At 64.1% G+C, this 13,262-nt stretch carries 11 protein-coding genes; 2 read left to right on the top strand and 9 right to left on the bottom strand.

From position 1 onward, the window contains the following. From zwf to tkt, 3 genes are all read right to left on the bottom strand, one after another. A partial coding sequence (gene zwf, locus ACYP01_RS22385) for a glucose-6-phosphate dehydrogenase (RefSeq protein WP_459682502.1) occupies window positions 1-1,120 on the bottom strand: 1,120 nt, incomplete at its 3' end. 4 nt (window positions 1,121-1,124) lie between these two features. Continuing rightward, window positions 1,125-2,249: a transaldolase gene (gene tal / locus ACYP01_RS22380; protein WP_039972890.1), complete on the bottom strand. Its 1,125-nt coding sequence runs from the start codon at window positions 2,247-2,249 to the stop codon at window positions 1,125-1,127. A gap of 5 nt (window positions 2,250-2,254) precedes the next feature. Next, window positions 2,255-4,357 (bottom strand): transketolase, encoded by a 2,103-nt coding sequence (tkt, locus tag ACYP01_RS22375; protein WP_064688249.1) that lies wholly within the window; start codon window positions 4,355-4,357, stop codon window positions 2,255-2,257. A 201-nt stretch (window positions 4,358-4,558) separates the two neighbouring features. Here tkt and ACYP01_RS22370 point away from each other — a divergent pair, with 201 nt between their 5' ends. Next, complete coding sequence (locus tag ACYP01_RS22370) at window positions 4,559-5,542, top strand: heme o synthase (protein ID WP_003944994.1); 984 nt, start codon at window positions 4,559-4,561, stop codon at window positions 5,540-5,542. Between the two features lie 56 nt (window positions 5,543-5,598). Here the strand turns inward: ACYP01_RS22370 and ACYP01_RS22365 are convergent, their stop codons facing one another. After that, on the bottom strand, window positions 5,599-6,564 hold the full coding sequence (locus ACYP01_RS22365; protein WP_459682499.1) for a quinone oxidoreductase family protein: 966 nt from the start codon (window positions 6,562-6,564) through the stop codon (window positions 5,599-5,601). Between the two features lie 83 nt (window positions 6,565-6,647). Here ACYP01_RS22365 and ACYP01_RS22360 point away from each other — a divergent pair, with 83 nt between their 5' ends. Further along, complete coding sequence (locus ACYP01_RS22360; protein ID WP_003945032.1) at window positions 6,648-7,010, top strand: hypothetical protein; 363 nt, start codon at window positions 6,648-6,650, stop codon at window positions 7,008-7,010. A gap of 63 nt (window positions 7,011-7,073) precedes the next feature. On the opposite strand, the gene ACYP01_RS22355 is transcribed toward ACYP01_RS22360, so the two are convergent. From ACYP01_RS22355 to mptB, 5 genes are all read right to left on the bottom strand, one after another. After that, window positions 7,074-8,048 carry a COX15/CtaA family protein gene (locus ACYP01_RS22355; RefSeq protein WP_459682496.1) on the bottom strand — a complete coding sequence of 325 codons (975 nt, stop codon included), beginning with the start codon at window positions 8,046-8,048 and terminating at the stop codon, window positions 7,074-7,076. A gap of 216 nt (window positions 8,049-8,264) precedes the next feature. After that, complete coding sequence (locus ACYP01_RS22350) at window positions 8,265-9,659, bottom strand: hypothetical protein (protein ID WP_459683046.1); 1,395 nt, start codon at window positions 9,657-9,659, stop codon at window positions 8,265-8,267. A 47-nt stretch (window positions 9,660-9,706) separates the two neighbouring features. Next, window positions 9,707-10,543: an ABC transporter permease gene (locus ACYP01_RS22345; protein WP_371684328.1), complete on the bottom strand. Its 837-nt coding sequence runs from the start codon at window positions 10,541-10,543 to the stop codon at window positions 9,707-9,709. Between the two features lie 14 nt (window positions 10,544-10,557). Next, window positions 10,558-11,499: an ABC transporter ATP-binding protein gene (locus ACYP01_RS22340; protein ID WP_007727917.1), complete on the bottom strand. Its 942-nt coding sequence runs from the start codon at window positions 11,497-11,499 to the stop codon at window positions 10,558-10,560. Beyond that, window positions 11,496-13,250, bottom strand: a complete 1,755-nt coding sequence (mptB, locus tag ACYP01_RS22335; protein WP_003944776.1) for a polyprenol phosphomannose-dependent alpha 1,6 mannosyltransferase MptB — start codon at window positions 13,248-13,250, stop codon at window positions 11,496-11,498. Before mptB ends, ACYP01_RS22340 begins: the two co-directional genes overlap by 4 nt. Between the last annotated feature and the right edge of the window lie 12 nt (window positions 13,251-13,262).

The raw sequence follows: 13,262 nt of genomic DNA, 5'->3' as shown, positions 1-13,262 counted from the left end.
CGGTGACACGGCGTCCGAGTCGTTTGCCCGTGCGCAGGTAGAACGGCACACCCGCCCAGCGGCGGGTGTCGACCTCGAGGGTGATGGCGGCAAAGGTCTCCGTGATGGAGTCCGCTGCGAAGCCGTCTTCTTCGAGGAGCCCGACCACCGGCAGCCCACCCTGCCAGCCGCCCGCGTACTGGCCGCGGGCGGTGGTCTCGTCGAGGGGCTCGGCAAGGCGAGTAGCCGAGAGGACCTTGATCTTCTCCGCCTGCAGATTGAGCGGCTCGAAGCTGATGGGTTCTTCCATCGCCGTGAACGCGAGCAACTGCAGCAGGTGGTTCTGGATCACGTCACGGGCCGCGCCGATGCCGTCGTAGTACCCCGCGCGTCCACCGAGGCCGATGTCCTCGGCCATCGTGATCTGAACGTGGTCGACGTAGTGCGCGTTCCAGATCGGATCGAACAACTGGTTCGCGAAGCGCAGAGCCAGAATGTTCTGGACGGTTTCCTTACCGAGGTAGTGGTCGATACGGAAGACCGTGTCCTCGGGGAACACCTTGTTGACGACGGCGTTCAGTTCGCGAGCGCTCTCGAGGTCGTGGCCGAACGGCTTCTCGATGACGACTCGTCGCCACTGACCGTCCTCGGCCTGCGCGAGGCCCGACGCCGACAGTTGCTCGAGCACCTGAGGAAACGCGTTGGGCGGAATCGCAAGGTAGAAACCGTGATTGCCGCCGATACCACGTTCGTTGTCGAGCGTTGCCAACGTGTCGGACAGGTTCTGGAAGGCCTCGGCCTCGTCGAAACTGCCCTCCACGAACCGGATACCTTCAGCGAGCCTCTCCCAGACGTCCTGACGGAACTTGGTGCGAGCACCGTCCTTGACTGCTTCGAGGACGACGTTCGCGAAGTCCTCGTCCGTCCAGTCACGCCGGGCGAACCCGACCAGAGCGAATCCGGGCGGCAACAGTCCACGGTTGGCGAGGTCGTAGATGGCGGGCATGAGCTTGCGCCTGGCAAGGTCGCCGGTAACACCGAAAATCACCAGGGCGCAGGGCCCCGCAATGTGCGGAAGCCGTTTGTCGGTGCTGTCCCGAAGGGGATTCACCCAATCTGATGCCGCCGCGGAATCGCTCACAGGCTCAGCTCTTCTGGGTTGCTGCGCGGAGCTGCTCGGCAGTTGCGTCGAGCAACTCGTTCCAGGACACCTCGAACTTGTCGACGCCCTCTGTCTCGAGGACCTTGAAAACGTCCGCAAGATCGATGCCGACTGCAGCGAGCTGATCGAAGACCGCCTGTGACTCCTGAGCGGTGCCCGAGATCGTGTCGCCGGTGATCTCGCCATGGTCGGCGAGAGCGTCGAGCGTCTTCTCCGGCATGGTGTTGACCGTGTTCGGCGCAACCAACTCGGTGACGTAGAGAGTGTCAGGGTAATCCGGGTTCTTCACGCCGGTCGACGCCCACAGCGGACGCTGAGCCTTGGCGCCGTCGGCCAGAAGAGCCTGGAAGCGCGGCTGCACCTCGAAGATCTGCTGGTACGCGTTGTACGCCAGACGCGCGTTTGCGAGTGCAGCCTTGCCACGAAGCTCGAGGGCTTCCGGCGTGCCGATTGCCGTGAGGCGGTTGTCGATCTCGGAATCCACGCGGGAGACGAAGAACGAGGCGACCGACTCGATGGACGAGATGTCGCGGCCGGCAGCCTTGGCGGTGTCCAGACCTTCCAGGTATGCGCCCATGACAGCTTCGTAGCGCTCGACCGAGAAGATCAAGGTGACGTTGACGCTGATGCCCTCACCGATCACCTTGGCGATGGCGGGAATGCCTGCCAGCGTCGCGGGGATCTTGATCAGGACGTTCGGACGATCGACGATCTTGTGCAGCTCGATCGCCTGCGCGACGGTGGCGTCGGTGTCGTGAGCCAGGCGAGGATCGACTTCGATGGACACGCGGCCGTCGACGCCGTTCGACGCCTCGAACTGCGGAGCCAGGATGTCGCACGCAGCACGCACGTCGTCGGTGGTCACCGCGGTGATGGTGGCGTCGACATCGGCGCCGCGCTGAGCGAGCTCACGGACCTGAGCGTCGTACGCCGATCCCTTGGACAGTGCCGCCTGGAAGATCGACGGGTTGGTCGTGACACCCACGATCGACTTCGTGTCGATGAGGTTCTGCAGGTTGCCGGACTGGATGCGATCCCGCGAGAGGTCATCGAGCCAGATGGAAACGCCTGCAGCGGAGAGCTTTTCGGTATTCACGTTCTGTGTCATCGAGATCATCCCTTCACAGCTGCGAGGGAGCGCTGCGCGGCTTCGACAGTCGCGTCGGCAGTGATGCCGAACTCCCGGAACAAGGTCTTGTAATCGGCGGAAGCGCCGTAGTGCTCGAGCGAGACGGCCTGACCGGCGTCGCCGAGGATGCGCCACCACGGCATCGCGATGCCGGCTTCGACGGACACACGCGCGCGCACGGCGGGCGGAATGACCTCGTCGCGGTACACCTGATCCTGCTCGAGGAACCAATCGAGGCACGGCACGGAAACGACGCGGGTTGCGACGCCCTGAGCTTCGAGGGTTTCGCGAGCCTCGGTGGCCAGATGCAGTTCGGAACCGGTCGCCAGCAAGATGACCTCGGGCGAACCGTTGGCTGCGTCGACGAGGACGTAAGCGCCGCGCTTGACACCCTCGGCAGCCTTCTCCTTGGTGCCTTCAAGAACCGGGATGTCCTGGCGAGTGAGTGCCAGAGCCGTCGGGCCCGTCTTGTTCTCGAGTGCTGCCTGCCATGCGAACGAGGTCTCGTTGGCGTCACCCGGGCGGACGACGGCGAGGTTCGGGATCGCACGAAGAGCAGCGAGGTGCTCGACCGGCTGGTGGGTCGGGCCGTCTTCGCCGAGACCGATGGAGTCGTGGGTCCAGACGTAGGTGACGGCAGTCTTCATCAGTGCGGCCAGGCGAACCGCCGGACGCATGTAGTCGGAGAAGACCATGAAGGTTCCGCCGTACGGGCGGGTGGGTCCGTGAAGCGCGATGCCGTTGAGGATCGAGCCCATCGCGTGCTCGCGGATGCCGAAGTGGAGCGTGCGGCCGTAAGGCTGCGCATTCCAGTCGTTTGTGGAGATGGAGAACGGGCCGAACGAATCTGCGCCCTTGATGGTGGTGTTGTTGCTGCCGGCGAGGTCGGCGGAGCCGCCCCACAGCTCGGGCAGGATCGGTCCGAGCGCGTTGAGCGCCGAACCGGAGGCCTTGCGAGTCGCAACGCCCTTGGCGTCGGCCTCGTAGGTCGGGAGAGCGTCGGCCCAGCCGGCGGGGAACTCACCGGCGAACAGGCGGTCGAAGAGTTCCTTTCGCTCGGTCTCACGTGCAGCCCACGCGTCGAACTCGACCTGCCATGCCTTGCGTGCGTCGGCGCCGCGGGAGACGACCTCACGGGCGTGAGCCAGAGCGTCGGCGTCGACGTCGAAGGACTTGGCCGGATCGAAGCCGAGGGCTTCCTTGACCGCTGCAACTTCGTCGGCACCGAGAGCGGAGCCGTGGACGTCGCCGGTGTTCATCTTCTTCGGAGCCGGAAAACCGATGATGGTGCGGAGCAAGATGATGGACGGACGATCGACGACGGCCTTGGCCGCGGCAACCGCGTCGAGGATGCCGGAGACGTTCTCGCCACCTTCGACGTGCTGAACGTGCCAGCCGTACGCCTCGTATCGCTTTCCGACGTCTTCGCCGAGAGCGATGGTGGTGTCGTGCTCGATGGAGATCTTGTTGTCGTCGTAGAAGACGATGAGGTTGCCCAGTTCCTGGACACCGGCGAGGGACGAGGCCTCGGACGTGACGCCTTCTTCGATGTCACCGTCGGACGCGATCACGTAGATGTGATGGTCGAAGGGGGAGGAGCCGACCGGGGTCTCCGGATCGAACAGCCCACGCTCACGACGCGCGGCCATCGCCATACCGACTGCGGACGCAAGGCCCTGGCCCAGCGGACCGGTGGTCATCTCGACGCCGACGGTGTGGCCGACCTCGGGGTGGCCAGGGGTCAGTGCGCCCCACGTGCGGAGAGCTTCGAGGTCAGCGAGCTCGAGACCGTAGCCCGACAGGTAGAGCTGGGTGTACAGCGTCAAGGATGAATGGCCACAGGAGAGAACGAAGCGGTCACGGCCGACCCATTCTGCATCCGAAGGATCGTGGCGCATGACGCGCTGGAAGAGGGTGTATGCCAACGGCGCCAAGCTCATTGCAGTTCCGGGATGGCCGTTGCCGACCTTCTGAACCGCGTCGGCGGCGAGCACGCGGGCGGTATCGACAGCCTTGGTGTCCAGGTCGGTCCAGTCCGAGGGGTGGACGGGTTGCGTGAGGACGTGGATCTCGTCTGTGATCGACACTGGCAGATGTCTCCTGACATGGTGTACGTGGATTGCGAGGGTGGGGTGTCCCTCCACTGCGTAACCCAGCCTAATGGTCCTGGCTGTCCGGGTCGATTCGGTTCCTCAATGGCTGCGGTCTACCATCGTTCGTAGTAGAGAACAGTGTCAGCAGTGTGTCGTGAAGAGTTAGTGCGGTAACGCGTGGTGCAAGGAGAGAACGTGCGGACAGGGCAACAGCCGAGCGGACATGGCTTCGGCAGCCCAGGTGCCGCCCCGCGGGCGACCAATACCGATACGGTGTGGGGTCGCGCAACGGGCAAGGTTCTGGCTTATATCGCGCTCACGAAGCCGCGAGTGATCGAATTGCTGTTGGTGGCAACCATTCCGGCAATGCTGCTGGCCGATCGCGGAACAGTCGATATCGTTCTGATCCTCAGCACCCTCTTCGGTGGCTGGATGGGCGCGGCGAGTGCGAACTCGCTCAACTGCGTCGTCGACGCCGACATCGACAAGGTCATGAAGCGCACGGCGAAGCGTCCGCTGGCCCGCGAGGCGGTGCCGACGCGCAACGCGCTCGTCTTCGGGCTCCTTCTCGGACTCGCGTCGTTCCTGTGGCTGTGGTGGCGAGCCAACCTCCTGGCCGGCATCCTCGTCGTGATCACGATCGCGTTCTACGTCCTCATCTACACGATGGTTCTCAAGCGTCGTACCTGGCAGAACGTCATCTGGGGTGGCGCAGCCGGATGTATGCCCGTCCTCGTGGGCTGGGCCGCTGTCACCGGTTCGCTGAGCTGGCAGCCCGTCGTGCTGTTCCTGATCATATTCTTCTGGACGCCGCCGCACACCTGGGCGCTCGCGATGCGATACAAAGAGGATTACAAGGCGGCAGGCGTTCCCATGCTTCCGGTGATCGCCACCGAGGAGCACGTCACGAAGCAGATTCTGTTCTACAGCTGGGCAATGGTCGTCACGACGCTTGTCCTCGTCCCCGCGTCGGGCGTCATCTACGCCGCAATCACCATCGTCGCCGGTGCGTGGTTCCTGCTCATGGCACATCAGCTGTACCGCAGCGTTCGCGGTGGTGCTCAGGTCAAACCGCTACGCTTGTTCCTGCAGTCCAACAACTATCTTGCGATCGTGTTCGTCGGCCTCGCTGTCGACTCGGTTCTCGGACTGCAGACGATCAGCGACATGCTCAGCTGATTCTGCTGTGCGCCTTTATTAACCGCGGGCGGTTAATAAAGGCGCACAGCACTTCGCTAGGGAATCAGAACGATCGACCCGGTCGTTGCTCTACCTTCCAGATCCCGATGCGCTGTTGCCGCGTCGGCGAGGGGATACTCGGCGCCGACGCGAATATCGAGTTTCCCGGCTGCAATGGCGTCGAAGACATCGCCGGCACGCCAGGTCAGTTCCTCTCGAGTGCGAATGTGATGCGCGAGCGTCGGACGCGTCAGGAACAGCGAACCCGACGAATTGAGCCGCTGCGGGTCGACAGGCGGAACCGGTCCACTGGCCGCACCGAACAAAGCGACCGTGCCGCGGATGCGCACGGAAGCCAAGCTCGAATCAAAAGTTGTCGCACCGACGCCGTCGTATGCCGCCGCTACTCCTTCGCCGCCGGTCAACTCCCGGACTCGCGCTGCGATGTCCTCGTCGTACCGCAGGACCTCCGCGGCGCCCGCGCCACGCGAGAGTTCTTCCTTTGCATCCGATGACACAGTCGTGATGACCTTCGCCCCGAGGCTGACGGCCATCTGCGTCAGGATCAACCCGACGCCGCCCGCGCCTGCGTGCACGAGCACGGTGTCGCCGCTCTGGATCGGATACGTCGACTTCGCGAGGTAGTGCGCCGTCATCCCCTGCAGGAGCGCCGACGCTGCGGCCGATGCCGGGACACCGTCAGGCACTTTCACTGCGACTGCGGCGGGAACAGCCACCTTCTCGGCATAGCTGCCAGTGGCAGCGGCCCACGCGACCCGGTCGCCCACGGAGAATTCGGAGACGTCGGAGCCGACAGCTTCGACGACACCGCTGCCCTCGTCGCCGGGAATGTAGGGGAGCGGACGCTTGTACTGGCCCATTCGGAAGTACGTGTCGATGAAATTGATGCCGATCGCTTCGGTCTTGACGAGTAGATCGCCTGGGCCTGGTGTCGGTTCGGGTTGTTCGGTCAGAGTCAGAACCTCTGGTCCGCCGGTTTCGGTCACGTAGATGGCTCGCATGGTTTCTGTTCTACACCCGAGGCGGCCGACGCTCAGTCCATGCCTGGTGTCGCTTCCGGGCTACCGACCAGTATTGTCGAGTCATGAGCACCGATACCGAGAAGTCGGACGCCACCCCGTCCGCGCCGGAACTGCCGAAGTCCACGGTGAACGCCATCACCAAGTTCGTCGCCGAGCACGGCGGCTCCGCCAGCGCCGTCATCCAGCCGGTCGGCCTGGCCGGCGTTCGCATCACCCTCGTAGGTGCCGACGGCATCCTCGGTGATCAGGTCGTCGAGGACCTCGCCACGGCAAACGCGGTCGTCGCGTCCTTCGACAACGTCACCGTCGCCGAGTGGGAGCGCGAACTGACGAGCATCGTCACCCCGCAGGAAGGCCATTTCAAGAAGATGGCCGGTTGGGTCGCCAACCAGACTCGGTTCCCGAAAGCTCGCAACGAATCCTGAAATGACGTGTGGGGCGTAGGAACACCTTTTGGTGTTCCTACGCCCCACACGTGTCTTGAAGCGTCAGACAGCTGGAATCGGCGAACTGGTCGGCGTGTACTGGCGGGTCTTACCCGCAGCCCAAACTGCTGCGGTCGCAGCCGTGCACAGTCCCGCACCGGCGACGTGCATGATCACCAGAACTTCCGGCACATCGGTGAAGTACTGCACGACACCGATGAGCGACTGCGCGAGGATCAGTCCCAGCAGGACCTTCAGACGGATCTTCACGGCTGCGGATGTCCCGACCGCATACAGGCCGAAGGTCAGACCCACGACCAGCGCGAGATATCCGACCAGAAGCTGTGAGTGCAGATGGACGAGCGTCACGATCTCGATCTCCAGGCGAGGCACCGTCCGGTCCAGTCCCTTGTCGCCGGCGTGCGGGCCTGCGCCCGTTACGAGAGTTCCAGCGACCAAAACGCCGGCGAGCGCGACACCTGACAGCGCGGTAAGCCAGCGCAGCGGCTTCGGCATCACGACCAGAGTTGTTGCTTCGTCGGGTTCCGCGATCTTCGCGTACATCACCGTGGCAACCCAGACCATCAGCATCGACGCAACCAGGTGAATGGCGACCGTCCACCACAGCAAGCCTGTGAGGACGGTGATACCGCCGATCACTGCCTGAACGACAGTGCCGAGCGGCATCATCCAGGCGTAGACAAGCACCTCTTTGCGTCGGCGAGCGCGAGTCACCGCAAGCACGATCGCAGCGGCGACGATGACGACCAGGAAGGTCAACAGGCGGTTGCCGAACTCGACGGCTTGGTGAATCACCGCGACCTGTCCGTGGCCGACCGGGACGAAGCTACCGGGGAAGCACTGCGGCCACGTCGGGCAACCGAGTCCCGAGTCCGTCACGCGCACCACCGCGCCGGTGACAGCGATGCCGCCCTGCGTCAGGATCACGATGAACGCGATGATCTTCTGCGTTTTCAGCGAGGGGAGAGGTAGTCGATCCACCAAGCGTAAAAATCCGGCATACACACGATTCACCACGCCAACGATCGTAGTTCCCCATCAACTACACAGTGTCGTTGGGGCCAGCTCGCTCCGCGCCTGCCCCGCGTCGTTGGGGGCAGCTCGCTCCGCGCCTGCCTCGCGTCGTTGGGGGCAGCTCGCTCCGCGCCTGCGTCGCGTCGTTGGGGCCAGCTCGCTCCGCGCCTGCCCCGACTCGTCGAGACCAGAACTGCGCAGCCCTGGGGCCAGCCCGCGTCAGTTCGCGCGAACTCGCACGATTCCCGAGATCGTTCCCTGGAAGTACTCGCCCGACTCGGTGATGAGTGCAGACATCTGAAGGGTGTCGTTGAGGATCGTCGACGGCAGTGGAGTCGAACCGATCTGTGACCCGTCCTTCGAGTCGATCACCGCGAAGGAGTAACCGTCCAGCGGAGAGGTGTTCGGAGCACCGTCCCGTGTCACCGTGTAAATCGAGCCGTCAGCCGTCGAGAGGTGAGGTACCGCGGAGCTGCGAATCGTGTTGTCCCACACGACATGGCAGCCGACCGGATCGATGTCGACGCGGGTCATTCCGCCGTTGAAGGGTGCCGTGGCGGGGACCGCTGGACCGGCACCTTCAGGAGTCGTGGGGTACGGGTATCCGTAAGTGCCGGCGACGTAGACGGAATGACCGATGCCGACGGGGGAGTTCTCGCTGCCGCTCGGTGAGCCGTCCTGGCTGGCAGCGGACAACACCGGCTGCGTGCACACCTCGGCGCCCGTGTCAGCGCGATAGACATGCAAGCTCACTGTCGGGTGGGCGTTGTCGACGATGGTCAAGAAATCGCTGCCCGTCGACGGGCCGAAGTATGTCGGCGTCGATCCGGTTCCCCAGCTGAGCTGACCCGGATTACGGGCCGGCCCGCGGTCGTACGGCTGACGCCAGTCGATGACGACCTCGTCGCCATTTCGCTTCAGTTGGTAGAGCGCGTGGGTCGTTGCGACGGCAGTGCCCGTCGGGGAGGTGGAGATGCTGTTCTGCACCTGTTCACCTTCGGGGAGCGCAATGCTGTGCGCGATTCGATCAGTGCCGACATACCCGACGGTGCCGTGCCCGGTGGCGAACCAGACATTGCCGTCCCAGTCCGGAGCGAGGCCGGTGACGTTGTCGTCGGCGGCAACCGCACCACTGAGGTCGATGACATCCGCGAGTTCCAGCCGCCAACTGCCGTCCGGATTCTGCGCATGGGAAATGCGGACCAGTTGACGGTTTCCGTCGACGGCGACGAGACGGTTCTCGTTGTCGAGGTAGGCGTAGACGCCGCCGAGCAGACTGCCCTTCGCGAGCGGCAGTTGTGCTACGGATCTACCCAACGGCGTGGCGTCGGCCTTCGGATCGATCAAATGGATGGTCGGGATCTGGCCGATCATCGTCGTGCAGAGCGAGACGACCATGCCGTCGGAACCCTGGAGGACCGTCGGGCAGGCGGCCATCATCGGGAAAGCAGTCACCTCGTGGGGGCCGGTTCCTGGACCAGGCAGCGGAGTGACGTCGGACGAGCCCGCGTCACCGTGCATGGTGGAAGTACCGACGGGACCGAGGTACGGATTTGCAGGTGCGAGTGGACCGGACACCGAAGGGGTCGCCGTTGCGGGTCCGGCACACAACATGACTGTTGCGGCCACACAGCCGACGATCTGAGCTGTCCGTCGTGTACTCACGTGAACTTGAACCACCTTGCTGCGCAGACTCCGGCCACTGCGGCCCAGATGAGTAGTACGAGAATCGAAAACCAGTCCATCGAGGTGTCGAGGGCCGCTTCGAGTGCGTGTGCGAGAGCGCCGGACGGAACAATGCGGACCAGCGTGTGAACAGCGGTCGGAAGTTCGCCGCTGGCGAAGACCACACTGCCGATGCCCACCATGATGAACCACAGGATGTTGGCGAGCGCGAGAACGATCTCTGCTCGCAAAGTACCGCCGAGCAGTAGGCCAAGCGCTGCAAATGTGACAGTACCGATGGCAATGACCACTGCACCGAGTACAAGTTCGACGAACGACGGACGCCATCCCAACGCCAAACCGATAGCGCCGAGCAAGAGTGACTGCAGAGCCACGACGATGATGACGGCAGCGCTCTTGCCTGCGATGATTCCCCACCGCGGTAGCGGCGTTGCACCGAGTCGCTTGAGCGCGCCGTATCGGCGGTCGAATCCGACGGCGATGGCCTGTCCGGTGAACGCCGTCGACATCACGGCAACCATCATGACACCAGGGAGCACGGTATCGACCCGAGAATCGCCCAAATCGCCGATCGGAAGTAGACACAGTCCGATGAGCAGGGTGATCGGGATGAACATGGTGAGCAGCAATTGCTCACCGTTGCGGAGCAGAAGAGTCAGCTCCAGTTTGGTCTGCGCCGCCAGCATCTTGGCCGCCGAATTGGGGCGGGGATCCGGCGAGAAGGTGCCTGGCTCGAAGCGGTTCTCGGCGAGCCGTCGGTCTCTGGCAACGCTGATGGGACTGCTCTGGCCGTTCGACGCTGTTTCGTTCATGACCTTGATCTCCGTCATCCCCTCAGTTCCCGGCCCGTCAATTCGAGGAAGACGTCTTCCAGACTCCGTTGATCGACGCGAATGTCGTTGATCAGCACGTCCTGATCGGCACACCACGTTGCGACAGTCGCCACGGTTGCCGGATCGATTGCACCTTCGACGACGTAGGTGCCGGGGTTGGATTCCTCGATGCGGAACCCGGCGAGTGAACCGGCCAGCGAATCGAGGCTCAAACCGGGAACCGTCGTCAGACGGAGTTGTCCTTCGGCGCCCTTGCTGGTGACCTCCGCCGGCGTTCCCGACGCGACGATCTTGCCGTGGTCGATGATGACCAGTTCGTCGGCGAGCGCTTCGGCCTCGTCCATGAGGTGTGTGGTGAGCAGGACGCTCACGCCGTCGCGTCGCAGAGCGTCGATGAGTTCCCACACGAGTAGACGTGCCTGAGCGTCGAGGCCGGCGGTGGGTTCGTCCAGAAATACCAATTCGGGACGGCCGACCAGCGCGCACGCCAGTGACAGTCGTTGCTGCTGGCCTCCGGAGAGGCGGCGGTACGGGGTCTTGCGCGCATCGGTGAGGCCGAGTTTGGAAAGGAGCCAGGCGGGATCGAGCGGGTCGGCCGAGTATGCGGCCACGAGGTCGAGCATTTCTCCGGCCTTGGACCCGGGGTATGCGCCGCCGCCCTGCAGCATGACGCCGATTCGCGAGCGGACTTCACCGGAGTCGGCGATGGGGTCGAGACCGAGCACTCGAACCGTGCCGGCATCGGGGGTGACAAACCCTTCGCACATCTCGACGGTGGTTGTCTTACCGGCTCCGTTGGGGCCGAGCAGGGCAACGACCTGGGCCGTCTCGACAGTGAGATCGATACCGTCGACGGCTCGAACACCGTCGAAGGACTTGACGACACCCTGGATCTGTACCGCCGGCGTCGACGATCTGGAGGCTCTCGAGGTCACGGGGAATCAGCGTAAGCCCCCGCCGAGTTGTCTTCGTCTACCGGTCCGCCTTTCGTGATCTCCGCTACTGGCTTGTCGCTACGCCAGGGGAGTGAATTGCGGGTGAAGACGATGAGCGTTCCGGCGGTGAGGATGGTCGCGATGACGGCCTGCACGATCATGAACGGAAGGTATTCGGCGCCGTTGGACATCAACATGACGCTGACGATCGAGGTGAAGACGACGGCAGGGATGCGGAAAATCGGCGCGGTGGCCCACGCCGCCAACGGAAGGATCGCCCACAGCAGGTACCACGGCTGAACGACGGGGAACAGGAGAACGATCGCGCCGAGCGCGATGCCGAGTCCGCCGACCGGATGGATGCGGCCCATGTAGACCGAGATCATCATCCGTGCGGTGACGAGCATGGCGACGAGAGTAGCGATGGGCCGCGTGATCGTGAGGATCGCCGTCGTGTGATCGCCGAGTCCGAGCAGTACGCCTGCCAATCCCGTGCCGACGCCCAGGAGCGTCGGGATGGACATCCAACTCCGGACTGCCGTGGCGGTGTCGAGGGTGTTGATCCAACCCATACCGAGCCCACTGGCCACGCTGATGACAAACGTGACGACAGCGGCAACGATGCCCAGGAGAATCGCGGCTCCCGCCAGGGCCTTCCAGGTTCCACCCCAACGCCGAGCCAAGGCCATGCCGACAAATCCCAAGGCAAGCAAGGACGGAATTTTGACGGTCGACGACAAGGCGATCAAACCTGATCCCGCAACGAGATAGAACAGCGCTCGCCCACGGATGGGCCCGGACCCTTCGACTGCGCGGAGAGCGATCTCGATTCCGGCGAGCATCAACCCGAGCATGAGCGCTTCGTTGTGGATGCCGGCCACCAAGTGGAAGAGCAACAGCGGGTTCGCGGCACCGAGCCAGAGCGAACTGACGGCAGAGACACCGCATCGCTTGGCCAGTCGCGGTATCGCCCACACGATGAGCGCGACGCCGGCCAATGCGAGCAAGCGGTGCAAGAAGATTCCGGCCACGATGTTGTCGCCGGTCAGTGAGCTGATCCCGCGTCCCAGCCACAGGAAGAACGGTCCGTACGGAGCCGGGGTGTCGCGCCAGATCGTCGGAACCGTGCGGGTGAGAACGTGGTCGACGCCCAGTGCCGCCTTGGGGCCGATGGCGTACGGATCGAGTCCACGGGCCGCGATTTCGCTTTGAGCCAGATACGAGTAGACGTCGCGGCTGAACATCGGCGGTGCGACCGAGAGCGGCAGGATCCACAGCAGGAGTGTGCGGTCCAACTGGGAACGGGTCATGCGCCGCGGTGCGCCGGAACGGCTGCGTATGTCCCCGACTGCAAATCGGCCCATCATCAGCCAGGCCAGAACGACGAGCACGGTTCCGGTCATCGTCATGGTGAGTGAGACCGTCGGCATACGTCCGGGAAGGCTGAGGACTCGAAGTCCTGCGGTCGGATTCTGCAGGACGGGTTGTGCGCCGGCGCCGAGCGCTCCGACTGCCATCAAGACCGCGCCGGTTGCGCCGAATCGGCGAATCCCGCGCAGTTGTGCGGTTTCCTTCGCGTTCAGGCCAGGGCGCTCGTCTTCGTCGCCGTGCAGCACCGCGGCCATACTCTGCCGGGGAGCGGAACCGAAAGGCCGAACGCCGATCGTGGAAAGCGCGAGTGCCTTGGGTTTTTCCAGCAGGATCGCGCGCGCCGATCGCGCGGTCGTGGTCTTCTCGGGGGTCTGCGGCACACCAGGCAGCGT

This window comes from Rhodococcus sp. no. 34, from assembly GCF_054589475.1.
Note: the sequence above shows the minus strand (reverse complement) of the source record. Positions and strands in the feature narration are given on the sequence as shown.

Coding starts and splice junctions, on each gene's coding strand:
- tal (WP_039972890.1), bottom strand. CDS start 2,249: ATGACACAGAACGTGAATACCGAAAAGCTCTCCGCTGCAGGCGTTTCC.
- ACYP01_RS22365 (WP_459682499.1), bottom strand. CDS start 6,564: ATGCGAGCCATCTACGTGACCGAAACCGGCGGACCAGAGGTTCTGACT.
- ACYP01_RS22360 (WP_003945032.1), top strand. CDS start 6,648: ATGAGCACCGATACCGAGAAGTCGGACGCCACCCCGTCCGCGCCGGAA.
- ACYP01_RS22350 (WP_459683046.1), bottom strand. CDS start 9,659: ATGTTGTGTGCCGGACCCGCAACGGCGACCCCTTCGGTGTCCGGTCCA.
- ACYP01_RS22345 (WP_371684328.1), bottom strand. CDS start 10,543: ATGAACGAAACAGCGTCGAACGGCCAGAGCAGTCCCATCAGCGTTGCC.